The organism is Pseudomonas svalbardensis, assembly GCF_030053115.1.
GTDB lineage: Bacteria > Pseudomonadota > Gammaproteobacteria > Pseudomonadales > Pseudomonadaceae > Aquipseudomonas > Aquipseudomonas svalbardensis.
Genome location: NZ_CP125619.1, coordinates 905532 through 932403 on the forward strand (window position 1 = coordinate 905532; position 26872 = coordinate 932403).

21 protein-coding genes and 3 tRNA genes are annotated in these 26872 nt (G+C 58.9%); 20 read left to right on the top strand and 4 right to left on the bottom strand.

What is annotated here, in order from left to right:
- Positions 1 to 16 precede the first annotated feature (16 nt).
- The 14 genes from glmM to QFX16_RS03975 all read left to right on the top strand — a co-directional run bounded on the left by glmM (position 17) and on the right by QFX16_RS03975 (position 12353).
- Entirely contained in the window at positions 17 to 1354 is a 1338-nt protein-coding gene (gene glmM / locus QFX16_RS03910; RefSeq protein WP_134422046.1) for a phosphoglucosamine mutase, read from the top strand.
- Positions 1355 to 1420: 66 nt separating this feature from the next.
- Complete coding sequence (gene tpiA, locus QFX16_RS03915; protein WP_283182911.1) at positions 1421 to 2176, top strand: triose-phosphate isomerase; 756 nt, start codon at positions 1421 to 1423, stop codon at positions 2174 to 2176.
- A 4-nt stretch (positions 2177 to 2180) separates the two neighbouring features.
- The gene (gene secG / locus QFX16_RS03920) at positions 2181 to 2564 is read left to right on the top strand and encodes a preprotein translocase subunit SecG (protein ID WP_010463489.1); all 384 of its coding nucleotides are present in this window, start codon (positions 2181 to 2183) and stop codon (positions 2562 to 2564) included.
- Between the two features lie 22 nt (positions 2565 to 2586).
- A tRNA-Leu gene (locus QFX16_RS03925) sits at positions 2587 to 2672 on the top strand.
- A 96-nt stretch (positions 2673 to 2768) separates the two neighbouring features.
- Positions 2769 to 2845 (top strand) — tRNA-Met (locus QFX16_RS03930).
- A gap of 138 nt (positions 2846 to 2983) precedes the next feature.
- Positions 2984 to 3442 (top strand): ribosome maturation factor RimP, encoded by a 459-nt coding sequence (gene rimP, locus QFX16_RS03935; RefSeq protein ID WP_283184518.1) that lies wholly within the window; start codon positions 2984 to 2986, stop codon positions 3440 to 3442.
- 47 nt (positions 3443 to 3489) lie between these two features.
- The gene (nusA, locus tag QFX16_RS03940) at positions 3490 to 4971 is read left to right on the top strand and encodes a transcription termination factor NusA (RefSeq protein WP_008024459.1); all 1482 of its coding nucleotides are present in this window, start codon (positions 3490 to 3492) and stop codon (positions 4969 to 4971) included.
- A gap of 27 nt (positions 4972 to 4998) precedes the next feature.
- Positions 4999 to 7527, top strand: a complete 2529-nt coding sequence (infB, locus tag QFX16_RS03945) for a translation initiation factor IF-2 (protein ID WP_283182912.1) — start codon at positions 4999 to 5001, stop codon at positions 7525 to 7527.
- A gap of 159 nt (positions 7528 to 7686) precedes the next feature.
- Positions 7687 to 8088: a 30S ribosome-binding factor RbfA gene (rbfA, locus tag QFX16_RS03950; RefSeq protein ID WP_008149016.1), complete on the top strand. Its 402-nt coding sequence runs from the start codon at positions 7687 to 7689 to the stop codon at positions 8086 to 8088.
- Positions 8089 to 8091: 3 nt separating this feature from the next.
- Positions 8092 to 9009 carry a tRNA pseudouridine(55) synthase TruB gene (gene truB / locus QFX16_RS03955; RefSeq protein ID WP_283182913.1) on the top strand — a complete coding sequence of 306 codons (918 nt, stop codon included), beginning with the start codon at positions 8092 to 8094 and terminating at the stop codon, positions 9007 to 9009.
- Positions 9010 to 9126: 117 nt separating this feature from the next.
- Positions 9127 to 9396, top strand: coding sequence for a 30S ribosomal protein S15 (gene rpsO, locus QFX16_RS03960; protein WP_003176135.1), 270 nt, complete (start codon positions 9127 to 9129; stop codon positions 9394 to 9396).
- Positions 9397 to 9593: 197 nt separating this feature from the next.
- On the top strand, positions 9594 to 11699 hold the full coding sequence (pnp, locus tag QFX16_RS03965; RefSeq protein ID WP_007942868.1) for a polyribonucleotide nucleotidyltransferase: 2106 nt from the start codon (positions 9594 to 9596) through the stop codon (positions 11697 to 11699).
- Between the two features lie 138 nt (positions 11700 to 11837).
- Positions 11838 to 11910: transfer RNA gene (locus QFX16_RS03970), tRNA-Thr, on the top strand.
- 137 nt (positions 11911 to 12047) lie between these two features.
- Positions 12048 to 12353 carry a DUF6388 family protein gene (locus QFX16_RS03975; RefSeq protein WP_046046051.1) on the top strand — a complete coding sequence of 102 codons (306 nt, stop codon included), beginning with the start codon at positions 12048 to 12050 and terminating at the stop codon, positions 12351 to 12353.
- Positions 12354 to 12403: 50 nt separating this feature from the next.
- On the opposite strand, the gene nadC is transcribed toward QFX16_RS03975, so the two are convergent.
- A complete protein-coding gene (gene nadC, locus QFX16_RS03980; protein ID WP_283182914.1) occupies positions 12404 to 13252 on the bottom strand; it encodes a carboxylating nicotinate-nucleotide diphosphorylase in 849 nt (282 codons plus the stop codon).
- 285 nt (positions 13253 to 13537) lie between these two features.
- Here nadC and QFX16_RS03985 point away from each other — a divergent pair, with 285 nt between their 5' ends.
- The 3 genes from QFX16_RS03985 (at position 13538) to ampE (ending at position 17221) form a co-directional block, all read left to right on the top strand.
- Entirely contained in the window at positions 13538 to 15748 is a 2211-nt protein-coding gene (locus QFX16_RS03985) for a DUF1631 domain-containing protein (protein ID WP_283182915.1), read from the top strand.
- A 64-nt stretch (positions 15749 to 15812) separates the two neighbouring features.
- Complete coding sequence (gene ampD / locus QFX16_RS03990; protein ID WP_283182916.1) at positions 15813 to 16382, top strand: 1,6-anhydro-N-acetylmuramyl-L-alanine amidase AmpD; 570 nt, start codon at positions 15813 to 15815, stop codon at positions 16380 to 16382.
- Between the two features lie 2 nt (positions 16383 to 16384).
- Entirely contained in the window at positions 16385 to 17221 is an 837-nt protein-coding gene (gene ampE / locus QFX16_RS03995) for a regulatory signaling modulator protein AmpE (RefSeq protein ID WP_283182917.1), read from the top strand.
- 390 nt (positions 17222 to 17611) lie between these two features.
- On the opposite strand, the gene QFX16_RS04000 is transcribed toward ampE, so the two are convergent.
- Entirely contained in the window at positions 17612 to 18715 is a 1104-nt protein-coding gene (locus QFX16_RS04000; RefSeq protein ID WP_283180771.1) for an IS110 family RNA-guided transposase, read from the bottom strand.
- A gap of 225 nt (positions 18716 to 18940) precedes the next feature.
- Between QFX16_RS04000 and QFX16_RS04005 the strand changes: the two genes are divergently transcribed.
- The gene (locus QFX16_RS04005; protein ID WP_283182918.1) at positions 18941 to 20971 is read left to right on the top strand and encodes a methyl-accepting chemotaxis protein; all 2031 of its coding nucleotides are present in this window, start codon (positions 18941 to 18943) and stop codon (positions 20969 to 20971) included.
- Positions 20972 to 20984: 13 nt separating this feature from the next.
- Here QFX16_RS04005 and QFX16_RS04010 read toward each other — a convergent pair whose 3' ends face one another.
- Together QFX16_RS04010 and cra are read right to left on the bottom strand one after the other, a co-directional pair.
- Positions 20985 to 21761 carry a TatD family hydrolase gene (locus tag QFX16_RS04010; protein ID WP_283182919.1) on the bottom strand — a complete coding sequence of 259 codons (777 nt, stop codon included), beginning with the start codon at positions 21759 to 21761 and terminating at the stop codon, positions 20985 to 20987.
- A gap of 3 nt (positions 21762 to 21764) precedes the next feature.
- Positions 21765 to 22760, bottom strand: a complete 996-nt coding sequence (gene cra / locus QFX16_RS04015) for a catabolite repressor/activator (RefSeq protein WP_283182920.1) — start codon at positions 22758 to 22760, stop codon at positions 21765 to 21767.
- A 301-nt stretch (positions 22761 to 23061) separates the two neighbouring features.
- Here cra and ptsP point away from each other — a divergent pair, with 301 nt between their 5' ends.
- Both ptsP and pfkB read left to right on the top strand, forming a co-directional pair.
- Positions 23062 to 25923 (top strand): phosphoenolpyruvate--protein phosphotransferase, encoded by a 2862-nt coding sequence (gene ptsP, locus QFX16_RS04020; protein ID WP_283182921.1) that lies wholly within the window; start codon positions 23062 to 23064, stop codon positions 25921 to 25923.
- Complete coding sequence (gene pfkB, locus QFX16_RS04025) at positions 25923 to 26864, top strand: 1-phosphofructokinase (RefSeq protein ID WP_283182922.1); 942 nt, start codon at positions 25923 to 25925, stop codon at positions 26862 to 26864. The genes ptsP and pfkB overlap by 1 nt, the downstream gene beginning before the upstream one ends.
- Positions 26865 to 26872 lie beyond the last annotated feature (8 nt).

The window sequence follows — 26872 nt, forward strand, 5'->3', positions numbered from 1 at the left end:
GAATGATGGAGTACTTATGACTAAGAAATACTTTGGCACCGACGGCATTCGTGGTCGGGTCGGCGAATATCCGATTACCCCTGACTTCATGCTCAAGCTTGGCTGGGCTGCTGGTATGGCGTTCCGCAAAATGGGCGCCTGCAAGGTGTTGGTGGGCAAGGACACTCGGATCTCCGGATACATGTTCGAATCTGCGCTCGAGGCCGGGCTTACTTCGGCAGGTGCTGATGTCATGCTCCTGGGGCCGATGCCGACACCGGCCATCGCCTACCTGACTCGTACCTTCCAGGCCGAAGCGGGCATCGTGATCAGTGCCTCGCACAACCCTCACGATGACAATGGCATCAAGTTTTTCTCCGGGAAGGGCACCAAGCTTCCGGATGAAGTCGAGCATATGATCGAAGAATTGCTCGATACCCCAATGACTGTGGTTGAGTCGAGCAAGATCGGCAAGGTATCGCGTATCAACGATGCTTCAGGCCGTTATATAGAATTCTGCAAAAGCAGTGTCCCGACCGGCACCAGCTTCGCGGGCCTGAAGATCGTGATCGACTGCGCCCATGGCGCTACCTACAAGGTGGCGCCTAGTGTATTCCGGGAGCTGGGGGCCGATGTCGTTGTGCTTTCTGCTCATCCTAACGGCCTGAACATCAATGAAAATTGCGGTTCGACCCATATGGGGCCGCTGCAAGCTGCTGTATTGGCCGAGCATGCTGATTTGGGTATCGCCTTTGATGGTGATGGTGACCGCGTTCAGATGGTTGATCATACCGGTACTGTTGTCGACGGAGATGAGTTGCTGTTCATCATTGCTCGCGACCTGCATGAGCAGGGTAAGTTGCAGGGGGGGGTGGTCGGTACGCTGATGAGTAACCTGGGGTTGGAATTGGCCCTGGCGGATCTGGCAATTCCTTTTGTGCGGGCCAATGTTGGCGACCGGTACGTAATCTCCGAGTTGCTGGAGCGCGATTGGCTGGTGGGTGGTGAAAATTCGGGCCACATTGTCTGCTTCAACCACACCACCACCGGTGACGCGATCATTGCCGCATTGCAGGTATTGATGGCGCTGAAGACCCGCTCCGAGGGGCTGGCACAATCGCGTCAGGCGCTGCGCAAGTGCCCTCAGGTGCTGATCAATGTACGATTCGGCGGCGGTGCGAGCCCTCTTGATCATCCGTCCGTCAAGGAGGCAAGCGAGCGCGTTACCAAGGCTATGGCTGGTCGTGGGCGCGTGCTGTTGCGCAAGTCCGGGACGGAGCCTCTGGTGCGGGTCATGGTCGAAGGCGAGGACGAAACACAGGTTCGCGGCTACGCCGAAGAGCTGGCAAAACTGGTTACTGAAGTTTCTGCCTGATTTCGGCTTGCCAGCCATGATTGTGTTGGGTAACATCTGCGCCCACTTTGACCGACGAGGTACAGCATGCGTCGCCCTATGGTAGCTGGTAACTGGAAGATGCACGGTACCCGCGCCAGCGTCGCTGAGCTGATCAATGGCCTTCGTCATCTGGCCTTGCCGAGCGATGTTGATGTAGCGGTATTCCCGCCTTGCTTGCATATCAATCAAGTGATTGATGGCTTGGAAGGAAAGTCGATTTCGGTCGGCGCGCAGAACTCTGCGGTGGAATCCATGCAAGGTGCGTTGACCGGTGAAGTTGCGCCGAGTCAGTTGGTGGATGCAGGTTGTTCCCTGGTACTTGTCGGGCACTCCGAGCGCCGCCAGATAATGGGTGAGCAGGGCGGAATGCTGATTCGCAAGTTCGCAGCGGCACAGGCATGCGGCTTGATTCCGGTGTTGTGCGTAGGGGAAACCCTTGAAGAGCGCGAAGCTGGAAAAACTCTTGAGGTTGTCGGGCGTCAGCTAGGCAGTATCATAGAGGAGTTGGGTGTTGGTGCCTTTGCAAAGGCAGTAATCGCTTACGAGCCGGTCTGGGCCATTGGTACCGGGCTGACTGCTTCGCCGCAACAGGCGCAGGATGTGCATGCAGCCATTCGCGCTCAGTTGGCGGCAGAGAATTCTGAGGTCGCACAAGGTGTGCGGCTTCTATACGGCGGCAGCGTGAAGGCGGCCAATGCGGTCGAACTGTTCGGCATGCCGGATATCGATGGGGGGCTCATTGGTGGAGCTTCCCTGAATGCAGATGAGTTCGGTGCGATTTGTCGCGCCGCGGGAAACTGAAAAAATGCTGGAAACAGTCGTAGTCGTTTTTCATCTGCTGGGTGCGTTGGGCGTAGTTGCTCTGGTATTGCTGCAGCAGGGTAAAGGTGCGGATGCTGGCGCGTCTTTCGGAGCAGGTGCTTCAAATACTGTGTTCGGAAGCCAAGGTTCCTCTACCTTTCTCAGTAAGTTTACTGCTATACTTGCCGCCGGTTTCTTCATAACCAGCTTAGGGTTAGGTTACTTTGCTAAAGAGAAGGCTCAACAGCTGACTCAAGTAGGTTTGCCAAATCCAGCGGTGTTGGAAGTTCCAAAGCAACAACCGGCTTCTGATGATGTACCGGTGCTTCAAGAGCAAAAGTCGGCTACTCCAGCGACTGACGTGCCTCCAGCTCAAGAGCAAAAGTAAGAAGGGTTTCAAACGTAGTATTGCCGAGGTGGTGGAATTGGTAGACACGCAACCTTGAGGTGGTTGTGCCCATAGGGTGTAGGGGTTCGAGTCCCCTTCTCGGTACCAATTATCAGGAGAGCCCGCTGTTGCGGGCTTTCTTGTAGGTGGAAGGTTACATTGACCCTGTCAGGGATCGGTCGTATACTTCCGCCCCAGCTTTGTCGCGGGGTGGAGCAGTCTGGTAGCTCGTCGGGCTCATAACCCGAAGGTCGTCGGTTCAAATCCGGCCCCCGCAACCAGTTTAAGGAGCCCCTTTTAAGGGGCTTTTTGTTAGCTGGATACTTTCAACGCCGCTGTTCGACGGCGTTTCAAGGATGGGCGTTTCGCCCATTTTTTTATTTTGCACAGCATGCACATACATGCACGAGGGGGTTCAGGTGTCGAGCAAGCTAGAAGAGTTGCAGGCCTTGCTGGCCCCGGTGGTCGTGGCCCTAGGCTATGAATGCTGGGGTATTGAGTTTTCGGCTCAAGGTCGCCACTCAATGTTGCGCGTTTATATCGATAAAGAGGGCGGTGTGCTGGTGGACGATTGTGCCATTGTCAGCCGTCAGATCAGCGGTGTTCTGGATGTTGAAGATCCAATCGCCTTTGAATACACCCTTGAAGTTTCCTCGCCTGGCATGGAACGCCCGCTGTTCACTATTGAGCAGTTTGCAAAATTTGCCGGTGAACAAGTGAAGATCAAGCTGCGCTCGCCTTTTGAAGGCCGACGCAACTTTCAGGGCCTTCTGCGCGGTGTAGAAGAGCAGGACGTCGTGGTGCAGGTAGAAGACCATGAGTTCCTGTTGCCGATCGATATGATCGACAAGGCCAACATTATTCCCAGTTTTGACTGAGACGCGGATCCCGCGGATCCAATGGCTTGCGAAAGGCGAGGCGTACGATGAGCAAAGAAGTACTGCTGGTTGTTGAGTCGGTATCCAATGAAAAGGGCGTACCGGCAAACGTAATTTTTGAAGCGCTGGAGCTGGCTCTGGCCACTGCTACCAAAAAACGTTTCGAGGACGAAGTCGATCTGCGTGTGGAAATCAATCGCCACACCGGTGCTTACGAGACATTCCGTCGCTGGACTGTCGTCGAAGAAGCAGACCTGGACGATCCGGCCATCGAAACCTGGCCGAGCAAGGTTGCAGAAACGCATCCTGGTGCTCAGGTTGGTGATGTAGTCGAAGAAAAGATCGAGTCCATTGAGTTCGGCCGCATCGCTGCACAGACTGCCAAGCAAGTCATCGTGCAGAAAGTTCGCGAAGCCGAGCGCGCTCAAGTCGTTGATGCCTATCGCGAGCGCCTGGGAGAAATCATCTCCGGCACCGTGAAGAAAGTGACCCGCGACAACGTGATCGTCGACCTGGGCAACAACGCCGAAGCGTTGCTGGCTCGTGAAGACATCATTTCTCGCGAAACCTTCCGGGTTGGCGTGCGTCTGCGTGCGCTGCTCAAGGAAATCCGCACCGAGAACCGCGGCCCGCAGCTGATCCTGTCGCGTACTGCGCCGGAAATGCTGATCGAGTTGTTCCGCATCGAAGTGCCGGAAATCGCTGAAGGCTTGATCGAAGTAATGGCTGCGTCCCGTGATCCGGGTTCGCGCGCCAAGATCGCGGTCCGCTCCAAGGACAAACGCATCGACCCGCAAGGCGCTTGCATCGGTATGCGCGGTTCGCGCGTCCAGGCAGTGTCGGGTGAGTTGGGCGGCGAGCGTGTGGACATCGTCCTGTGGGACGACAACCCGGCTCAGTTTGTGATCAATGCAATGTCGCCGGCTGAAGTGGCGGCAATTATCGTTGACGAAGATGCCCATGCAATGGACATCGCCGTTGGCGCAGACAATCTGGCTCAGGCCATTGGTCGGGGTGGTCAGAACGTGCGTCTGGCTAGCCAGTTGACTGGCTGGACCCTGAACGTGATGACCGAATCGGACATCCAGGCTAAGCAGCAAGCAGAAACCGGCGACATCCTGCGCAACTTCATCGACGAGCTGGAAGTCGACGAAGACCTGGCACAGGTGCTGGTAGATGAAGGCTTTACCAGCCTGGAAGAGATTGCCTACGTACCGTTGGAAGAAATGCTCAACATCGACGGCTTTGACGAAGAAACCGTCAACGAGCTTCGCGCTCGCGCCAAGGATCGTTTGTTGACCAAAGCCATCGCTACTGAGGAAAAGCTGGCAGACGCCCATCCGGCCGAAGACCTGCTCTCGCTTGAGGGTATGGACAAGGATTTGGCGATGGAACTGGCGGTGCGCGGCGTAATTACCCGCGAAGACCTGGCCGAGCAGTCTATTGACGACCTGCTCGACATCGACGGCATTGACGATGATCGTGCCGGCAAGTTGATCATGGCCGCCCGAGCCCACTGGTTCGAGTAATTAGGCGCGGCCTGAGGAGAGAAGTGCATGACGCAAGTCACGGTGAAACAACTGGCCGATGAGGTCAAAACACCGGTAGAGCGCCTGTTGCAGCAGATGCGTGAGGCAGGTCTGCCGCACACCGCCGCCGAAGAACATGTGACTGACAGTGAGAAGCAATCTTTGCTGACTCACTTGAAAAGCAGCCACAAGGCGAAAGTGGAAGAACCACGCAAGATCACACTGCAGCGTAAAACCACCAGCACCCTGCGTGTTGCTGGCAGCAAAAGCATCAGTGTTGAAGTACGTAAAAAGAAAGTTTTCGTACAGCGCAGCCCGGAAGAAATCGAAGCCGAGCGCAAACGCGAACTGGAAGAACGTCGAGCAGTAGAAAATACTGCACGTCAGAAGGCTGAAGAAGAAGCCAAGCGTCGCGCCGAAGAAGAAGCGCGTCGCCAGCCTGCTGCTGCGCAATCCGCTACTAACGACGCCGTTGCAGCACCTGCTGCAGTTGCCGAGCCAGTACGTGAAAGCGCGCCGGTTGTGGCTGCTGCACCAGCGCCGTCTGCCGATGTTCGCAACAAGCAGAACGAACAGCGCCGTCCGGACAAACCACGTGCCGACGATAACAGTCGTCGTGGCAGTGGCGATGGCGAGCGCAAAAACGCTCCGCATCGTGCTTCGGTCAAAGAGAAAGCGCCTGCTCCACGCGTTGCCCCACGTACTACCGACGAAGAAAGCGATGGCTTCCGTCGTGGTGGTCGCGGCAAGGCCAAGCTGAAGAAACGCAACGCTCACGGTTTCCAGAGCCCAACCGGCCCTGTCGTGCGTGATGTGCAGATAGGCGAGACCATCACTGTCGGCGATCTCGCCCAGCAGATGTCGGTCAAGGCTGCTGAAATCATCAAGTTCATGTTCAAACTGGGTACGCCAGCGACCATCAACCAGGTGCTCGATCAGGAAACTGCTCAACTGGTAGCTGAGGAGCTGGGCCACAAAGTGACCCTGGTCAGTGACACCGCCCTGGAAGATTCCCTGGCCGAGTCCCTGAAGTTTGAAGGTGAGACGTTCTCCCGTGCACCGGTCGTGACCGTAATGGGCCACGTTGACCACGGTAAAACCTCGCTGCTCGACTATATCCGTCGTGCCAAGGTAGCTGCAGGCGAAGCCGGCGGTATTACCCAGCACATCGGTGCGTACCACGTTGAAACTGATCGCGGCATGGTCACGTTCCTCGATACCCCGGGTCACGCTGCGTTTACCGCAATGCGTGCTCGTGGTGCCAAGGCAACTGACATCGTGATCCTGGTCGTTGCAGCGGACGACGGCGTAATGCCGCAGACCATTGAAGCGGTCCAGCACGCCAAGGCTGCCGGTGTTCCACTGGTAGTTGCAGTGAACAAAATCGACAAGCCGGGCGCTGATCTCGATCGCATCCGTAGCGAACTGTCGGTTCACGGTGTGACCTCGGAAGAGTGGGGCGGCGACACCCCGTTCGTATCGGTTTCGGCGAAAGTCGGTACGGGTGTGGACGAGTTGCTCGAAGCCGTTCTGCTGCAAGCCGAAGTTCTGGAACTGAAAGCAACGCCTTCGGCTCCTGGCCGTGGCGTCGTGGTTGAATCGCGTCTCGACAAGGGTCGTGGTCCGGTTGCAACCGTTCTGGTTCAAGACGGTACCCTGCGTCAAGGCGACATGGTATTGGTCGGTTCGAACTATGGCCGTGTACGTGCCATGCTCGACGAGAACGGCAAGCCAATCAAAGAAGCGGGTCCTTCCATCCCTGTCGAGATCCTCGGCCTGGACGGTACCCCGGACGCTGGCGATGAGATGAGTGTGCTGTCGGACGAGAAGAAAGCCCGTGAAGTGGCTCTGTTCCGTCAAGGCAAGTTCCGCGAGGTCAAACTGGCTCGCGCTCACGCCGGCAAGCTTGAAAACATCTTCGAGAACATGGGCCAGGCAGAGAAGAAGACGCTTAACATCGTCCTCAAATCTGACGTCCGTGGTTCGCTGGAAGCGTTGAACGGCGCCTTGAACGGCCTGGGTAACGACGAAGTGCAAGTGCGTGTTGTCGGTGGCGGTGTCGGTGGTATCACCGAGTCCGACGCCAACCTGGCACTGGCCTCCAACGCTGTACTGTTTGGCTTCAACGTGCGTGCCGATGCTGGCGCTCGTAAGATCGTCGAGCAGGAAGGTCTGGATATGCGTTACTACAACGTAATCTACGACATCATCGAAGACGTCAAGAAAGCCCTCACCGGTATGCTGGGCAGCGATGTTCGCGAGAACATCCTGGGTACCGCTGAAGTGCGTGACGTGTTCCGTTCGCCGAAGTTTGGCGCGATCGCCGGATGCATGGTTATCGAAGGTGTTGTTCACCGTAACCGTCCAATCCGTGTACTGCGTGAAGACATCGTTATCTTCGAAGGCGAGCTGGAATCCCTGCGCCGCTTCAAGGATGACGCGTCCGAAGTACGTGCCGGCATGGAATGCGGTATCGGCGTGAAGAGCTACAACGACGTTAAAGCTGGCGACAAGATCGAAGTCTACGAGAAGGTTCAGGTTGCTCGCAGCCTCTAACTCGCGCACTTCAAGGGCCACGGCGAGCCGCCGCATGCAAGTGCGCGGCACGGCGTCAGGACTCTAAACGCAACGCCCGGTCTGGCTTTTGTCAGGCCGGGCGTTTGCCGCTTTCAGACCCTTCGGGTTTCACCGTGGGGCAGTAACAGGTAACAAGACATGGCAAAAGAATACAGCCGTACCCAACGTATCGGCGATCAGATGCAGCGTGAGCTGGCACAGCTGATCCGTCGTGAAGTCAAAGACCCGCGTGTCGGCTTGGTCACCATTACCGCTGTTGAAGTCAGCCGTGACGTCGGTCACGCGAAGATCTTCATCACCGTGATGGGGCAGGACAACGCCGAAGACATCGCGCAAAGCATCAAGGTGCTCAACTCCGCCGCCGGTTTCCTGCGCATGCAGTTGGCTCGCGAAATGAAGTTGCGCAGCGTTCCGCAGTTGCACTTTCACTACGACGAAAGCGTCGTGCGTGGTGCTCATCTGTCGGCATTGATCGAACGTGCAGTAGCTGAAGACAATCAGCATCCGGTTGCGGCAGAAGCCGAAGACACCAAGGAGTAATCGGTGGCTCAGGTCAAACGTATCCGTCGTAACGTCAGCGGCATCATCCTGCTCGACAAACCACTGGGGTTCACCTCCAATGCGGCGTTGCAGAAGGTCCGCTGGCTGCTGAACGCCGAGAAGGCCGGGCACACCGGCAGTCTCGATCCGCTGGCCACCGGCGTGTTGCCGTTGTGCTTCGGTGAGGCCACCAAGTTTTCGCAGTATCTGCTCGATTCCGACAAGGGTTACGAAACCCTGGCGCAACTGGGCAAGACCACCACCACGGCCGATGCCGAGGGTGATGTGTTGCTGGAGCGCCCGGTGACCGTTGGTCGCGCCGATGTCGAAGCAGTACTGCCGAAATTTCGTGGGCAAATCAGTCAGATACCGCCCATGTACTCGGCGCTCAAACGTGATGGCCAGCCGTTGTACAAGCTGGCCCGGGCAGGTGAAGTAGTGGAGCGCGAACCGCGTTCTGTTACTATTACGCGCTTGGAATTACTGGCCTTTGAAGGTGATACTGCGCGGCTTGCAGTGGATTGCACCAAAGGTACCTATATCCGCACCCTGGTGGAGGATATCGGTGAGCAACTCGGTTGTGGCGCTTACGTTGCTGGACTGCGACGTACCCAGGCCGGGCCTTTCACGCTGGCCCAGACGGTCACGCTTGAAGAGTTGGAAGCGGTGCATGCTGAAGGCGGCAACGAAGCGGTCGATCGCTTCCTGATGCCATCGGACAGCGGTCTGCTGGATTGGCCACTGTTGCAGTTCTCGGAGCACAGCTCGTTCTACTGGCTTAACGGCCAACCGGTACGAGCCCCGGATGCACCGAAGTTCGGCATGGTACGGGTACAGGATCACAATGGTCGCTTCATCGGTATCGGTGAAGTGAGCGAAGACGGGCGCATCGCGCCACGTCGACTGATTCGGTCAGAATGACCGAACGAGGGTGGCTGTTAACAGGCACGGTCACTACTCATTTTTAGATACAGGGATTTGTCCCTGGCCTGTTGAAGCTGTTTCTTTGAAACAGTTTCCTGATAAAAGGATTGCCTCATGGCTCTCGACGTTCAAGAAAAAGCTCAAATCGTAGCTGACTACCAGCAAGCTGTTGGTGACACTGGTTCGCCAGAAGTGCAAGTTGCACTGCTGACCCACAACATCAACAAGCTGCAAGGTCACTTCAAGGCCAACGGTAAAGATCACCACTCCCGTCGTGGTCTGATCCGCATGGTAAACCAGCGTCGTAAGCTGCTGGACTACCTGAAAGGCAAGGATCTGGGTCGTTATCAGGCTCTGATCGGTCGCCTGGGTCTGCGTCGCTAATAAGCGATTGCGCTAGAGGTTGGTTGTCTGTCGTACGTCAGTGGGTTTCCCGCTGGTGTATGGCAGGCTCCCAGCCTCAAGTTTTATCTGGATACCTGCTTTACCTGGACAATGACAGTCGGGCCGATTCCCGGTGTTGCCCAAGAATTTCGCAAGAAGACAAGTTCCCCAAGAGCCACAAAAGAAGGTAGGACACCGTGAACCCGGTAATCAAAAAATTCCAGTTCGGTCAGTCGACCGTTACCCTCGAGACTGGCCGTATCGCCCGTCAGGCCTCCGGCGCAGTATTGGTCACCGTTGACGACGACGTCAGCGTATTGGTGACTGTGGTCGGCGCCAAGCAAGCTGATCCAGGCAAGGGCTTCTTCCCTCTGTCTGTTCACTACCAGGAAAAAACTTACGCTGCCGGTAAGATCCCTGGCGGTTTCTTCAAGCGTGAAGGCCGTCCTTCCGAGAAAGAAACCCTGACTTCCCGACTGATCGACCGTCCGATCCGTCCGCTGTTCCCAGAAGGCTTCATGAACGAAGTGCAGGTTGTCTGCACCGTCGTTTCCACCAGCAAGAAGACCGATCCGGACATCGCTGCGATGATCGGTACCTCGGCTGCGCTGGCCATTTCCGGCATTCCTTTTGATGGCCCGATCGGCGCTGCCCGCGTTGCGTTCCACGAAAGCACCGGCTACCTGCTGAACCCGACTTACGAACAACAGAAAGCTTCGAGCCTGGACATGGTCGTTGCCGGTACTTCGGAAGCCGTGTTGATGGTTGAATCGGAAGCCAAAGAGCTGACTGAAGACCAGATGCTGGGCGCGGTACTGTTTGCTCACGACGAGTTCCAGGTGGTGATCAACGCCGTTAAAGAACTGGCTGCCGAAGCTGCCAAGCCAACCTGGACCTGGGCTCCTCAACCAGAAGCCACCGCTCTGCTGGGCGCTATCCGTGCCGAGTTCGGCGACGCGATCTCCCAGGCTTACACCATCACCATCAAGGCCGACCGTTACGCTCGTCTGGGCGAACTGAAAGACCAGGTGGTTGCCAAGCTGTCCGGTGAAGAAGGTCAGCCTTCCTCCAGCGAAGTCAAAGCGGCTTTCGGCGAAATCGAATACCGCACCGTTCGCGAAAACATCGTAAACGGCAAACCACGTATCGACGGTCGCGACACCAAGACCGTACGTCCTTTGAACATCGAAGTCGGTGTTCTGCCGAAGACCCACGGTTCGGCGTTGTTCACCCGTGGCGAAACCCAGGCTCTGGTCGTTGCAACACTGGGCACCGCCCGTGATGCACAGCTGTTGGACACCCTGGAAGGCGAGAAAAAAGACCCGTTCATGCTGCACTACAACTTCCCTCCGTTCTCGGTAGGTGAGTGTGGTCGCATGGGTGGTGCTGGTCGTCGCGAAATCGGTCATGGCCGTCTGGCCCGTCGTTCGATTGCAGCCATGCTGCCTGCCGCTGACGTGTTCCCGTACACCATCCGTGTTGTGTCGGAAATCACCGAATCCAACGGTTCGAGCTCCATGGCTTCGGTCTGCGGCGCTTCCCTGGCTCTGATGGATGCCGGCGTTCCGATGAAGGCACCGGTTGCCGGTATCGCCATGGGGCTGGTTAAAGAAGGCGAGAAATTCGCCATCCTGACCGACATCCTGGGTGACGAAGACCACCTCGGCGACATGGACTTCAAAGTAGCCGGTACCGCCAAAGGTGTTACCGCGCTGCAGATGGACATCAAGATCAAGGGCATCACCGAAGAAATCATGGAAATCGCTCTGGGCCAAGCCCTGGAAGCGCGCCTGAACATCCTCGGTCAGATGAACCAGATCATTGGCCAGTCGCGTACCGAACTGTCGGAAAACGCTCCGACCATGATCGCGATGAAAATCGACACCGACAAAATCCGTGATGTCATCGGTAAAGGCGGCGCGACCATTCGTGCGATCTGTGAAGAGACCAAGGCTTCGATCGATATCGAAGACGACGGCTCGATCAAGATCTTCGGCGAAACCAAGGAAGCGGCTGAAGCAGCACGTCAGCGCGTTCTGGGCATCACCGCAGAAGCTGAAATCGGCAAGATCTACGTTGGTAAGGTTGAGCGCATCGTCGACTTCGGCGCATTCGTCAACATCCTGCCTGGCAAGGACGGTCTGGTTCACATCTCGATGCTGAGCGACGCTCGCGTAGAGAAAGTGACCGACATCCTGAAAGAAGGCCAGGAAGTGGAAGTACTGGTACTGGACGTGGACAACCGCGGCCGTATCAAGCTGTCCATCAAAGACGTAGCAGCAGCCAAGGCTTCGGGTGTTTAATCACTCCCACGCCTGACCGCTTCAACGTTGTAAAAAATGCCCCGCAGTGAAAGCTGCGGGGCATTTTTTTGCCTGCAAAAAAATGAGACGAGGCATGAAGTTGCCTGACCCCAAAGTCAGTGCTAGGTTTAGCCCACTGCCCGTGTAGCTCAGTCGGTAGAGCAGCGCACTCGTAACGCGAAGGTCGCAGGTTCGATTCCTGTCTCGGGCACGAGCGACACGTTGTTTTCAGATGATCCCGAATGGTTCTGAAGGCCAGGCAAACCGGGCTTCAAACGGTTTTTTTGCGTCAGAGAGATCCTTGATGATCCAGATCCATCTTCCATTCCCCAGATCAAAGAGAACGCCATGACCGTTAAAGAATTGACCCAAGAAGCCAGACACGCAGAAGCGCTGAAGAAGTACTTGCTGGAATCGCCCCAGCTAGCTGAAGAGATCAAGGACTTGCCAGCCGATGATCAGAAAGACCAGATCCAGTGGGCGTTCGAGGATGAGGCAGAGTCTCAGGGCTTGCAGCCGTGGGAGCTGACGCTCAAGTACACCTCAACCCCTGAAGAGTTCGAGGCTGCGCGCCTTGTTCTGCACAAGGAGGCTGCCGAGGTGTTGGGCGTCGAGTGGGAAGAGTACTGCGAGATGAATAATCTGGTGGTCTGATAAAAACGCCAGCCTCACGAGGCTGGCGTTTTTCATTCACACCGGCGTAATCAAAGGCTCAGGCGCATCGACAGATCGACAGCCTTCACATCCTTGGTCATCGCACCAATCGAGATGTAATCCACCCCGGTTTCGGCGATTGGTAGTAGCGTGCTTTCGTTGATACCGCCGCTGGCCTCCAGTTTCGCCTTGCCGCCGTTCAGGCGCACGGCTTCGCGCATATCATCCAGACTCAATTCATCGAGCATGATGATGTTGGCACCGGCCGCCAGGGCTTCCTTCAGCTCCTCCAGGCTTTCCACTTCGATCTCCACCGGTTTGCCCGGGGCAATCTTGTGCGCGGCTTTGATGGCCTCCGGGATGCCACCGCAGGCGGCAATATGGTTTTCCTTGATCAGGAAGGCGTCGTACAGGCCGATGCGGTGGTTATGGCACCCGCCGCAGGTCACGGCGTACTTCTGCGCCAGACGCAGCCCCGGCAAGGTTTTACGGGTGTCGAGCAACTTCACCTGAGTCTCGGCAACGTAATCCGCCAGGTACTGCGCACGCGTGGCCACGCCAGAAAGCAACTGCAGGAAGTTTAGTGCACTGCGTTCGCCCGTCAGTAGCGAGCGCGCCGGGCCTTCGAGGTGGAACAGCACCTGATTGGGTTTCACCCGCTCGCCATCGCGCACCTGCCAGTGCACCGCAACACGTGGATCCAGCTGCCGAAACACTGCATCAACCCAGGCTGTGCCGCAGATGACGGCAGCGTCGCGGGTGATGATCGTGGCTTTGGCCAGGCGTTCGGCCGGGATCAGCTGAGCGGTGATGTCGCCGCTGCCGATGTCTTCGAGCAACGCACGGCGCACGTTGGCTTCGATTTCGGCGGTCAAATCGGCGAGACGTAGATTCGGCATAACGGACTCCACAAACAAAGTGGCCCGATTATAGGGCCATGGCGCTGGGCAACCCAAGGCATCAGAGGCGTTCCCATCGCTCTGAAACCTGCATTTGGTCGATTCGCTTGAGCAATCGGCACTAAGTCAGCGCCTGCCATAAGCGTCTATTTCAATGGGAAACGCAGAGTCTGCTGGTAGAGGGGGCATCTTTTGCAAGATAATTCGCCTTGCTTTTGACGTCATGGCTTTGACGTGGATTTGGATTGACGACTATTCGAAGACTCACCGTTTCAGGAGGCCTGAATGCACAACGACGGGAATGTAGTGCCTTTGCACAAGGTTGCTACCGACCAGGCGACTCACTCGCCGCTCGCCCGCCTGCCTGTGATTCTGCTTCAGGTTCGCGACAAGGCCGCCCAACAGCTCAGGCGTGGTTTGCAGGAACTGTTCGATAACGCCGACGACACGCTGTTCGAAATGGCCGACCGGGCCCGCAATGACGTCGAACAGAACATCTTCTTCGAAGCCATGCGCGACTTGCGCCTCAAGCGCAAAAACATCGAACGCGGCTTTCTCGAACAATTTTTCGAGGCTTTTGTCAGCCTCACCCAGTACGACATCACTCAGTCTGCCTCGCCCCAGTCGTTGGCCTTCGACACCTCGGTGGCGCTGCCCAATGACGACGTGGAGCGCAGCGTGGCAGTGGAGGCGATGGTCAGCAAAGTGCTGAACCGCGACGGCTTCGCCCTGGAGCAACTGACTGCCCGACTCAGCGCACTGCTGGGCAGGGAACTGCTCGATCGGCACAACCCCATGGGGCCGGCGATGCTCTGCGAATATTTTTTGCAGGCCGGGCGTAACCTGGGGGTGGAGATCAAGGTCAAGCTGATCATCCTCAAACTGTTCGAACGCTATGTGCTCAGGGATGCCAGTCAGCTCTACGCCGAAGCCAATCAATTGCTGGCTGCCACCGGTGTTTTACCCGACCTTAAGCCCGCCCCTGCGCGTCGGGCCACGGATCGTGCGGCTGCCGGCGTCGCTACTGATCCCGCACAGGCCAGCACTCGCGTCGGTGGCCCGCCGATCGACGACAGCGTGCAGGAAGTCTTTGCGGCGTTGCAGGAGCTGCTGTTTCACGTGCGTGGCAGTGTCGCGCCAACCCTTGAAGCCAGTGCCCGGACACAGCCGATTTCCACCCGTGACCTGATGCGCCTGCTCTCGCACTTGCAGCAATACGTGCCGGCGCCGGCAGCCCAGGACGACTTCGATCTGCGAAACCAGCTCGAACAACTGCTGACCCGGGTCAGCGTCAAAAGTGGCAAGTCACGCGTGGTTGGGGTGGCTGACGAAGACGTGATCAACCTGATCGCCATGCTCTTCGAATGCATCCTCGATGACCGCAACCTGCCGGACTCGCTCAAGGCGTTGATCGGCCGTTTGCAGATCCCGATGCTGAAAGTGGCGGTGCTCGACAAGAGCTTCTTCAGCCGCAGCAGTCACCCGGCCCGACGCCTGCTCAATGAAATCGCCACCGCAGCCATGGGTTGGGGCGAGTGCGATGACCATGAGCGCGACAGCCTGTATCTGCGCATCGAGCAAGTGGTGCAACGGTTGCTGAACGATTTTGTCGATGATCCGGCGATCTTTTCCGAATTGCTCGCAGATTTTCTCGCCTTCACCAGCGACGAGCGCCGTCGCAGTGAGCTGCTGGAGCAACGTACCCGTGACGCCGAAGAAGGCCGCGCCAGGACTGAACTGGCCCGTCAGAGCGTCGAACAGGTGCTGAATCAGGCCTTGTTGGGCAAAGTATTGCCGCAGCGGGTGGTCGTGTTTGTCCAGGAAGCGTGGAGCCAGGTGCTGCTGCTGACCTGTCTCAAGCACGGCGATCAGTCGGCCGAGTGGCACGCCGATGTGCAGTCCATGGAGCAATTGATCTGGAGCGTGCAACGTCATGATGAATCCGATGCGAGCCTGCGCTTGTTGGCGCTGGTGCCTGGATTGCTCAAGTCGTTGCGCGACGGGCTGAGCAGTTCGGCCTTCGATCCGTTCGCCACCAGCGAATTTTTCAGTGAGCTGGAAGCCTTGCACGTTCAGCTGTTCGAACGTCCAGGGCAAAAGCTTGAGCAGTCTGTCGATACTCCGGTAATGGTCGAGGTGCTGCAGGGAATCGTCCTGCGAACCGCCGACGAAGGGCCGGTCGATACGCCGTCAGTGCGCTTGCCGGAAGACGATGCCGGTCTGCTTCAGGTCGATCAACTGCGGTTGGGGTGCTGGGTCGAGTTTCAGGAAGACGAGGAAAACACCCTTCGCTGCAAGCTGGCGGCGATCATTGAAGCCGCCGGCAAGTACATTTTCGTCAATCGCACCGGGATGAAGGTGCTGGAGCGCAGCCGCACCGGTCTGGCGCTGGAATTTCGTCGTGGCGCAGTGCGCGCGCTGGACGACACCTTGCTGTTCGACCGGGCGCTGGAGTCGGTGATCGGCAACCTGCGGCGCCTCAATCGCGGCAAGTGATCGCGCCCCGAGGGTCTATCGCGGCATACTGGGCGCCAACACAGTCGTCGTTGAAGGAACCTGTATGCAGTTGGACCCCGCGAGCGGTTGGTGTCAGGGCGTAGATATTTGCCCCTCGCCCAACTTCAATGCGCGCCCCTCGGACGAAGTTTCCCTGCTGGTGATCCACAACATCAGTTTGCCGCCTGCGCAATTCGCCACCGGCAAGGTGCAGGAATTTTTCCAGAATCGTCTGGATGTCACGGAGCATCCCTACTTTGAAGGGATCGCCGACCTGCGTGTGTCTGCGCACTTTCTGATCGAACGTGACGGCACCGTCACTCAGTTTGTCTCTTGTCTTGAGCGTGCCTGGCATGCCGGCGTCTCGAGTTTCGAAGGGCGGGAAACCTGTAACGATTTTTCCGTGGGCATCGAACTTGAAGGCACGGATGATCTGCCGTTCACCGACGCTCAGTATCAAGCGTTGACGACCCTGACCCGGCAGCTGCAAAGCGCCTTCACGGCCATCACCGTAGAGCGCATCTGCGGGCATTGCGACATCGCACCCGGGCGCAAGACTGATCCGGGACCGGCGTTTGACTGGGCACGCTATCGCGCGGCTCTGGCAAAAGCTGCTCTGGAAAATAAGGAGTAACAATGAGTTTTCTGGTGTTGCTGTTGGCGGTCTGGATCGAGAAGTTCTCGGCCCTGCGTCATCGGATTCAGCGCGATGGTGGATGGGTTCGCGAGCTGAACAAGCTTGAGGTCAGTCCGCGTCTGGCGAAAAGTCCGTGGCTGATCTTGGTCATACTGGTGTTGTTGCCAGTGGCATTGCTGGGTTTGCTGCTACTGGTACTGGACCCGGTGGCTTACGGTCTGCTGGCGTTGCCGGTGCACCTGCTGGTGGTGATTTACAGTCTGGGCCGCGGTGATCTGCTGGCCGGTCTCGGGCCGTTTCGCGATGCCTGGCGCCGGGAAGACCTGCAAGCTGCCGCTCATGTAGCGGACCGCGATGTGGGTATCTGCGCCGATAGCGGCGAACAATTGCTGGAACGGGTCGAAGGGCATTTGCTGTGGGAGGCTTATCAGAGCTTTTTTGCGGTGATTTTCTGGTACTTCCTGCTGGGGCCGGTCGCGGCCCTGAGCTATCGACTGCTGGCCCTGGCCGAAGAACACGGGCAGAACCCGGCCGTGGTCGAGCGCGCGGCAAAACTGCGTCATGCGTTCGACTGGGTGCCGGTGCGTCTGCTGGCGGCGAGTTTTGCGTTGGTCGGCAACTTTGTCGCGGTCAGCCGGGTGATGCTGCACGAACTGCTGAACTGGAACATCAGCGCCGCCCAATTGATCGAGAAGGTCGGGCTGGTGGCCGGTGAAATCCCGGCACCGGTGGTCGGGCCTGACGGCATCAACAGCCTCGACCGGATCTGGGAACTGCTGCTGCGCGCGGCGGTGCTCTGGTACGCCGGTTTTGCGTTGTGGACCGTCCTTCCGTAAGCACGCTGACCCCTGCAGCTGGCGCAGCCTGCGTCCGGCTGCGCAGCAGTCGCCAACTCAGTCACTGCGGTTTGTCTGGCTCACTGCGTAATCTTACGACTGCTGCGCAGCCGGACGCAGCCTTCGGCAGCTGCTATGTATGGACTCGCCCCCACTGTCTACCCGCTTTTAAAAAAACTGCCGCCCCGTTGCATCTATGTATTAGGCCTACTCGAGGAAGCCGTCGTCGGCTTCTGGCCAAAATTGGAAGAGCTCGTGGCATGCCGATTACAGTCAGGCCTCGAAGGCCACTAGCAGCTTAGGCATCTATCCACGCCGGTCTTACCAGGGGTCAATGTTTTTTCAGCAACAGGTTGGTCAGTAGGTACCTCGGTGGCAGAACTCGGTGGATCAGTGGCTCATCGTCGCTTGCTGGCCGTCGGCGGGCTGGCGACGATAAGTCTGGTCATTCTGTAAAAGCACCCAGACGATGCGCAGGTTGCGATTGGCCAACCTGACCGCTGCGTCCTTGCGGCCCAATCGGCTCATCCAGCGCAACAAACGGCGGTCGTCGGGCTGTTGGGAATCAGGTCGCAACTGCTGCAATACCGCGTGGGCACCCTGGATCATCAGGCTGCGCAAATAGCTATCGCCTCGCTTGGTCATGTCCCCCAGTTGAATCGTCTTCCCGCTGCTGTGCTGATCAGGGACCATGCCGAAGTACGCGGCGAACATGCGAGCATTGGGAAAACGCTCAGGCTTGGTTTCCTTGGCCACCAGCGCCGTAGCGGTGATTGGGCCGATACCGCGCACAGTCATCAACCGTTTGGCTGTCTTGTCGGCGTTCGCGGCCACTTCCAGGCGTCCCGTCAGGACGTTGATGCGCTCGCCCAAATGGCGCCACTCGGCCAACAGTTCGTCGATCAGTTCGCGCAACATGGCAGGCACCGGCTGAGTGGCATCCTCCAATATCCGCGGGATTCTCTGGCTGATCGCGACGTCGCCCTGTGCCAGCGCAATCCCGTGCTCAAGCAGCAGGCCGCGCATCTGATTACTCACGGCGGTGCGGCGACGCACGTAACCTTGACGAGCGCGATGCAGTGCCTGCATGGCCAGCGCTGCGACACTTTTGACCGGCACTGCGCAGATCTTTTCGTCGCGACCGGCACGCAGGATTGCCAGCGCATCGTTACGATCATTTTTAGGGCCGCTGCGATGCTTGGCCACCAGACCGGCAGGAAGGATCCGCGCCAGGTTGCCTTGATCCTGCAACTGCCGGGCCCAAGCTTGAGCGCCCGGGCCGGTCTCCATCAGGACCACGACATGAGGCGGCAGCTGGCGGAGAAACTCGTAGAACGCCTCGCGCGACTTGATCCGCTGCTCATAATGCACCTTGCCGAGGGCGTCTTCGCCGGCGAGCTGGAAAACATGCTTGGCCAGGTCGACCGCCACGGTAGTGCAGGCCGATAAATCGGCAGAAGACAAAGATTGATCAATCGAAGTATGCTTTTTCATGGACTCGCCCTCGCTGTCGTTGGCTGTTTAGACTGCCACCGTGGCGCATTGACGCCTCGGCGTGGGCGAGTCCATTCAATTACAGGACCGCGTACGCCGTGTCGTTAACCTTAAGTTACAAAACCTCTCGCCGATTTGAGCTATACAGAGACAGCGCCGAATAGTGGCTATCTGCTCTCGACCCGCGCCTGCCAATAAAAATAAGAAATCAAAGGGAGACTTCCAGTGAAGAGCTTGCTCTATCCCGCCGTCGCGCTGATGAATCGCCTGAGCTTTGGCATGAAGTTCAGCCTGATCAGCGTGCTGTTCCTTGTGCCGATGTTGGTGACCAACTTCTATCTGGTGCGCGATTCTTATCGAGAATTCCAGGGCACCCGGGTCGAACTGCAAAGCCTCGACCTGCTGGGCAGCAGCCTGACGTTACGGCGCGATCTGGAAACCCTGAACAATCTGGTGCAGATCAACGTCACCCTAGGTCAGTCCGGCAAGGCCGGCAATATCGAGTCGCAGATCAGTACCTTGGGGCAAAGTGTGTTGACCCGTTTGCAAGGGCTGACGGCGATGACCACTGACCCCGAGCAAATCATGGTTTTTGATGGCAAGCGCGATGAAATGATCGCCGCGTTCAAGGCCCAGCAAGCGGAAAATTCCCTGCAAAGCAAAAGCGCGATGATCGGCAAGTTGCTCGGCAACGCACAAATTTTCAGCCAGATCATCGCCAGTCAGGCCGGCCTCAGCCGCGACACCCAGAGCGACATGCGCCAGCTGAGCGAACTCATTACCAATGTCACCCCGCCCGTTACCCAGCTTCTGGGCGAAGGCCGGGCGATGGGCTCTTTTTCGCTGGGGCAGGGCTTTCTCAACTCAGCATCGAGTACCCGTTTTGATGAGTTGCTGGCGCAGATCGAAAAACTGCAGGCCGAATATGCCCTGAAGTTGCAGGACGCACTGGGCTCCAGCAAAGCGGCACGGGAAACCCTGGCCGCTCAGGCCGATAACAGCAAGGCATCGTTGAAAAAGGCCAGTGAACTGTTCGAAGAGCAGGTAGTGATGGCCGACACGCTGGATGCGCCGTGGCAGGGCTTTTACGATCAGGTCACGGGCCTGATGGACCAGACCTACCAACTCAATGAAGCCACCCTGAAGTTTCTCGGCACCCAGTTACAGCTGCGACTGGAGCAGAACCGCACGCATATGGTCTTGCAGGCCGTGGCGCTGTCGGTGGTGTTTGTGTTGATTTTTTACCTCTACGGCGGCTTCTACGCTTCGACCCGCACCACCCTCAAGCGTCTTGGCGCGGTGATGGACAAAGTCGCGGCCGGCGACATGACGGTGACCTTCAGCGCCAACAGCCGGGATGAACTGGGCGAGTTGGGCGAGGTGTTCAATGGCACCGTGAAGAAAATCCATGACCTGATCGAGCGGGTCGGCCAGACCGTCAGTGAGGTCGAGCGTCAGGCCGGGCAGGTGGAGAGCGTTTCCGCCCAGAGCAACCAGGCGGTGGCGGGGCAGCGCACGCAGATCGAGCAGGTTGCCACGGCCATGAACCAGATGTCGGCCACGTCCCTTGAGGTGGCACGCAGTGCCGCCGCGGCGGTCAGCAGCGCCCATAGCGTCAACGACGAGACCATCAGCGGTCGAGGGCTGGTGGAATCCCAGCAGGGCAGCATCGCTGCACTGGCCAGTGAGATCGATCAGTCGGTGCTGGTGATCAATCAACTGGCCAGCGACAGCCAGTCCATCAGCCGTGTGCTGGAGGTGATCAAGAGCATCGCCGAACAGACCAACCTTCTGGCCCTCAACGCCGCCATCGAAGCTGCTCGGGCTGGTGAGCAGGGCCGTGGTTTTGCGGTGGTGGCCGATGAGGTCAGAACCCTGGCCAAGCGCACCCAGCAATCGACCGAGGAAATCGAGCAGATGATCGCCAAGCTGCACAGCGGTGTCGGCGCTGCGGTGAAGGCGATGGGTACCAGTCATCAGATGGCCAACGGCACGGTGGGGCAGTCGGAAAAGGTTCAGCAAGCGCTGGAAAACATCCTCGGTGCCGTCGGCATGATCGTCGATCAGAACCAGCAAATCGCCGCCGCGGTAGAGCAGCAGACCGCCGTGGCTCACGACATCGACCAGAATATTGTCGAAATCAACCGCGCCGGTGAGCGTACTGCCGAAGGTGCACACCAGACCGAGGATGCCAGTCGCGCGTTGTCGGCTCAGGTGGTGGAGTTGAAGCAACTGATCAGCGCGTTCCGGGTCTGAAAAACACCCCGGATCACCAGTTGAACAGCTCACAAGCATTGGCAGTGCTGGCGGCGGCCAATTGCTCAGGGCTGATCGCCATGATCCCGGCCAGTGCCGAGCAGATGGCCGGCAGATGCGCCGGGCTGTTGCGTTGGCCGGGGAACATGGCGGGCGCCATGTCCGGCGAATCGGTTTCCAGTACCACCGATTCAAGCGGCAAGTCGGCCAGCACGCGATGCATGCGTAACGCCTGAGGCCAGGTCGCGGCTCCGCCCAGGCCCAGTTTGAAGCCGAGCTTGATGTATTCGCGGGCTTCTTCTTTGCTGCCGGCGAAGGCATGAATGATCCCCGCGCGTTTCAAGCGAAACCGTTTAAGCGTGGCAATCACCGCCGCGTGGCTGCGTCGCACATGAATCAGCGCGGGAAGATTGAAGTCCGCCGCCAGTTGCAGTTGCGCATCGAACAGTACCTGTTGACGTTCACGGTCCAGGGTTTCGATAAAGTAATCCAGACCGATCTCGCCCACCGCGCACAACTGCCGATGACCCGCCAATCGGGTCAGCCAATCACCCAGTTCGTGTAAATCTTCAGGGCGATGATCATCCAGATACACCGGATGCAAACCGAACGCCGCATACAGGTCGGGATCGCTTTGCACCAGATCCCAGACCCGCTGCCAATTGCCCTGATAAACCCCCAGCACCACTATTCGCCGCACGAAGAGGGCGCGGCTCTCGGCCAACAACGCCGTGCGATCCTCGTCGAAGTCCGGAAAATCCAGATGAGTGTGGCTGTCGATCAGCTCCACGGTTCAGTCCTGGCGAATACGCTGCTTGAAGGTCCGCGCGATGGCCTGCACGCCGGGTCGGTAGTCCGATTGCTCGATGGCGGCCAAGGCCAGTTCCAGCGCTTTGTCGGCGATAAGCTGATGCTGCTGGGCCATGGCGTTGACCGGCAGCGGCAGGAAATCCAGCAGCTGCGTGTCGCCGAATGTGCCGAGGCGCAGTGGGCGGGTTTTGAGCGGGAAGTCGTGCAAGGCATCGAATACGCCCTGAAGCAGCACGTAGGAAGTCGTCACCAGCGCATCCGGCAAATGGCCCAAACGCTGTAGCAGTTCTTCCATCAACTGTTTGCCGCACTCACGGCTGAACGACTCGCCGTGTTCGATCAGCACCTCGCCTTTGAACCCGTCCAACGCTTCTTTGAAACCGCCCGCTCGCTCCTGGCTGATGCTCAGTTCGGGGCGTGCGCCGATCAGTGCGATCTGCTTGGGCAGCGGCGCCAGTAGACTGCGGGTCAGTTGCAGGCTGGCCTCGCGGTCATCGCTGATCACCGAACAGAAATGCTCAGGCTCCATGACCCGGTCGATCGCGATGATCGGAATGCCCTTGGCCTGCAATTGGTGATAGCTGTCATCGCCGGCTGGCAGGCAACTGGCAACGATCAATGCATCGCAGCGCCGGGCCCGGAACAGTTTCAGCAATTGCCGTTCGCTGTCCGGTGCATCGTCGGAACTGGCGATCAACAGCTGATAGCCGCGAGCGCGGGCGCCTTGTTCCAGCAGTTTGGCGATGCGCGCGTAACTGGGGTTTTCCAGGTCCGGCAGAATGAAACCCAAGGTGCGGGTGTGCCGACTGCGCAGCCCAGCAGCTTGGGGATTGGGCGTAAAGCCATGTTGTTCGACGACCGCGCGCACGCGCTCGACGGTGGCACTGCTGATACGTTGTTGTTCTGCCTTGCCATTGATGACGTAGCTGGCGGTGGTAACGGACACACCGGCCAACTGGGCGATATCACTGAGTTTCAACCCGGGTTTTCCTTGTTTTTTCGAGCTTGCCTCGACATTGTCGCCAATCCTACCCGATTAAGGCAGACGACCATCGTCGCGACGCATCCGACAATTGGACTTCAAGGATGAGACATTATCGAGTAACGTGCCAATCATTCTAGATTAAACGTTTCAGCAAGCGTATTTTCTACGTTACAGGCTCCTTTGCCGGTTCTGCCGCGAAACCGCCAAAACTGCCCCTGAAAAGGTGTGCCTAAGAGCCTAAGCTGAATCATTCAAAACAATACCTGGCGTCACAAGGCGCCAAAAAGGAGAAAGCATGCTCGAGCTCACCATAGAGCAGATATCCATGGGCCAATCGGCTGTGGATAAGTCCGCAGCGTTGCACCTGCTGGCGCAGCATCTGGTCACCGATGGCCTGGTGGCCGAGGGTTATCTCGCCGGGTTGCAGGCGCGCGAAGCCCAGGGCTCGACCTTTCTCGGTCAAGGTATTGCCATCCCCCACGGTACGCCGGAAACCCGCGACCAGGTGTTTTCCACCGGCGTGCGGTTGATGCAGTTCCCTGAAGGCGTGGACTGGGGCGACGGTCAGATCGTCTACCTGGCGATTGGTATTGCGGCCAAATCCGACGAACACCTGCGTCTGTTGCAATTGCTGACCCGCGCCCTCGGCGAAACCGACCTGGGCCAGGCGCTGCGCCGCGCCAGTTCCGCCGAAGCCTTGCTGAAATTGCTGCAAGGCGCGCCGCAAGAACTGGCGCTGGATGCACAGATGATCGGCCTCGGTGTGTCCGCCGATGACTTCGAAGAGCTGGTCTGGCGCGGTGCACGTTTGCTGCGCCAGGCCGACTGCGTGAGCAACGGTTTCTCTGCCGTGTTGCAGCAGGTCGACGCGCTGCCGCTGGGCGATGGCTTGTGGTGGCTGCACAGCGAGCAAACGGTCAAGCGTCCGGGCCTGGCCTTCGTCACGCCGGATAAACCCATGCGCTACCTCGGCCAGCCGCTCAGCGGTCTGTTCTGTCTGGCCAGCCTCGGTGAAGCCCATCAGGCCTTGCTCGAGCTTCTTTGTGCGTTGCTGATTGAAGGTCGCGGCCACGAATTGGGCCGCGCCACCAGCAGCCGTAAAGTCCTCGAAGTCCTGGGCGGTGAGCTGCCGGCCGATTGGCCCAGCGCTCGCATCGCCCTGGCCAACGCCCACGGCTTGCACGCGCGCCCGGCGAAGATCCTCGCGCAACTGGCGAAGAGTTTTGAAGGTGAAATCCGCGTACGCATCGTCGATGGCCAGGACAGCGCGGTGTCGGTGAAGAGCTTGAGCAAACTGCTCAGCCTCGGTGCTCGTCGCGGTCAGGTGTTGGAATTTGTCGCCGAACCGAGCATCGCCGCCGATGCCTTGCCAGCCTTGCTGGCCGCCATCCAAGAAGGCCTCGGTGAAGAAGTCGAGCCGCTGCCAGCCGTGAGCCAGCAGCGCGAAGTGATTGCCGATGTGGCCGAAGTGGTCCTCGCACCAGCCTCCGGCAGTCTGGTTCAGGCCATCGCCGCCGCACCGGGCATCGCCATCGGCCCGGCGCACATTCAAGTGCTGCAAACCATTGAGTACCCGCTGCGCGGTGAGTCTGCCGCCATCGAGCGCGAGCGTCTCCAACAGGCGTTGGCGGACGTGCGTCGCGACATCGAAGGCCTGATTGAACGCAGCAAGTCCAAGGCCATTCGCGAGATCTTCATCACCCACCAGGAAATGCTCGACGACCCGGAATTGACCGATGATGTCGACACCCGTCTCAAGCAGGGCGAAAGCGCCGAAGCGGCGTGGATGGCGGTGATTGAAGCGGCGGCCAAACAACAGGAATCGCTGCAGGACGCCTTGCTCGCCGAGCGCGCCGCCGACTTGCGCGACATCGGCCGTCGAGTGCTGGCGCAACTGAGTGGCGTCGAAACCCCGAGCGAGCCTGAGCAACCGTACATTCTGGTGATGGATGAAGTCGGTCCGTCCGACGTCGCCCGCCTTGATCCGGCCCGTGTCGCTGGCATCCTCACTGCCCGTGGCGGCGCCACCGCTCACAGTGCAATTGTCGCCCGAGCCCTCGGAATTCCGGCGTTGGTCGGCGCCGGCCCGGCCGTGTTGCTGCTGGCACCGGGCACGCCGTTGCTGATTGATGGCCAACGCGGTCGCCTGCACGTGGACGCCGACGCGGCGACCTTGCAGCGCGCCACCGAAGAGCGCGACACCCGCGAGCAACGTCTGAAAGCCGCCGCAGAACAACGTCATCAACCGGCACTGACCACTGACGGCCATGCAGTCGAAGTGTTCGCCAATATCGGTGAAAGTGCCGGCGTGACCAGCGCGGTGGAGCAGGGCGCCGAAGGCATTGGCCTGCTGCGCACCGAACTGATTTTCATGGCTCACTCGCAAGCGCCGGACGAGGCGACCCAGGAAGTCGAATACCGCCGCGTACTCGATGGCCTGGCCGGTCGGCCGCTGGTGGTGCGCACCCTCGACGTTGGTGGCGACAAGCCGTTGCCGTATTGGCCGATCGCCAAAGAAGAAAACCCGTTCCTCGGCGTGCGCGGAATTCGCCTGACCCTGCAACGTCCGCAGATCATGGAAGCGCAATTGCGTGCCTTGCTTCGCGCTGCGGACAACCGGCCATTGCGGATCATGTTTCCCATGGTCGGCAGCGTTGATGAGTGGCGTCAGGCGCGGGACATGACCGAACGTCTGCGTCTGGAAATTCCGGTGGCGGACCTGCAACTGGGGATCATGATTGAAGTGCCGTCAGCTGCATTGCTGGCGCCGGTGCTGGCCAAAGAGGTCGACTTCTTCAGCGTCGGCACCAATGACCTGACCCAATACACCCTGGCCATCGACCGTGGTCATCCAACCTTGTCGGCCCAGGCTGACGGCTTGCACCCGGCGGTGCTGCAACTGATCGACATCACCGTGCGCGCGGCGCATGCCAACGGCAAGTGGGTCGGCGTGTGCGGCGAGTTGGCGGCCGATCCGCTGGCGGTGCCGGTGCTGGTCGGACTGGGTGTGGACGAGCTCAGTGTCTCAGGTCGCAGCATTGCCGAGGTCAAGGCGCGGGTTCGCGAACTCAGCCTGGCCCAGACCCAAATTCTTGCCCAACAGGCCCTGGCCATGGGCAGCGCAAATGAAGTGCGCGCATTAGTGGAGGCCCTGTAATGGCCAAGATCCTGACCCTGACCCTCAACCCGGCGCTGGACCTCACCGTCCAGTTGCCGCTACTTGCCCCCGGCCAAGTCAACCGTAGCGACGAGATGCACACGCATGCCGCCGGCAAAGGCGTGAACGTGGCACAAGTGCTGGCGGACCTTGGGCATCAGCTCACGGTCAGCGGTTTCCTCGGGGAGGACAACCTTCAAGCGTTCGAAACCCTGTTCGCCAAACGCGGTTTTGTCGACGCGTTCATCCGTGTTCCGGGTGAGACGCGCAGCAACATCAAACTGGCGGAAAGCGATGGGCGCATCACCGACATCAACGGTCCCGGCCCCTTGGTGAGTGAAGCCGCGCAGCAGGCGTTGCTTGATCGACTTGATCAAATTGCGCCCGATCATGACGCGGTCGTCGTTGCCGGCAGCCTGCCTCAAGGCATCAGCCCGCAATGGTTGCAGGCGTTGATTGTGCGTTTGAAAAATCTCGGTTTGAACGTGGCGCTGGACACCAGTGGTGAAGCCTTGCGAGCAGCGCTCAACGCCGGCCCGTGGCTGATCAAGCCAAACACCGAAGAGCTGGCCGACGTGCTGGGCTGCGAGGTGGTTTCGGTGGCTGCGCAAGCGCAAGCCGCGAGCCGCTTGCACGCTCAAGGCATCGAGCACGTGGTGATCTCCGACGGCGCCGATGGTGTGAACTGGTTCAGTGTCGGCTCGGCGATGCATGCCACGCCGCCCAAGGTCAGTGTCGTCAGCACCGTGGGCGCAGGCGATTCGTTGCTGGCCGGCATGCTCCACGGTTTGCTCAGCGCCGACACGCCGGAACAGACCTTGCGCACCGCCACGGCGATTGCCGCGATGGCGGTCACCCAGATCGGTTTCGGTATTGGCGACGCCACGCAGTTGGCGCGGCTCGAACAGGGCGTGCGCATGCGCACCCTGACAGAACAATAAGAGGGTTT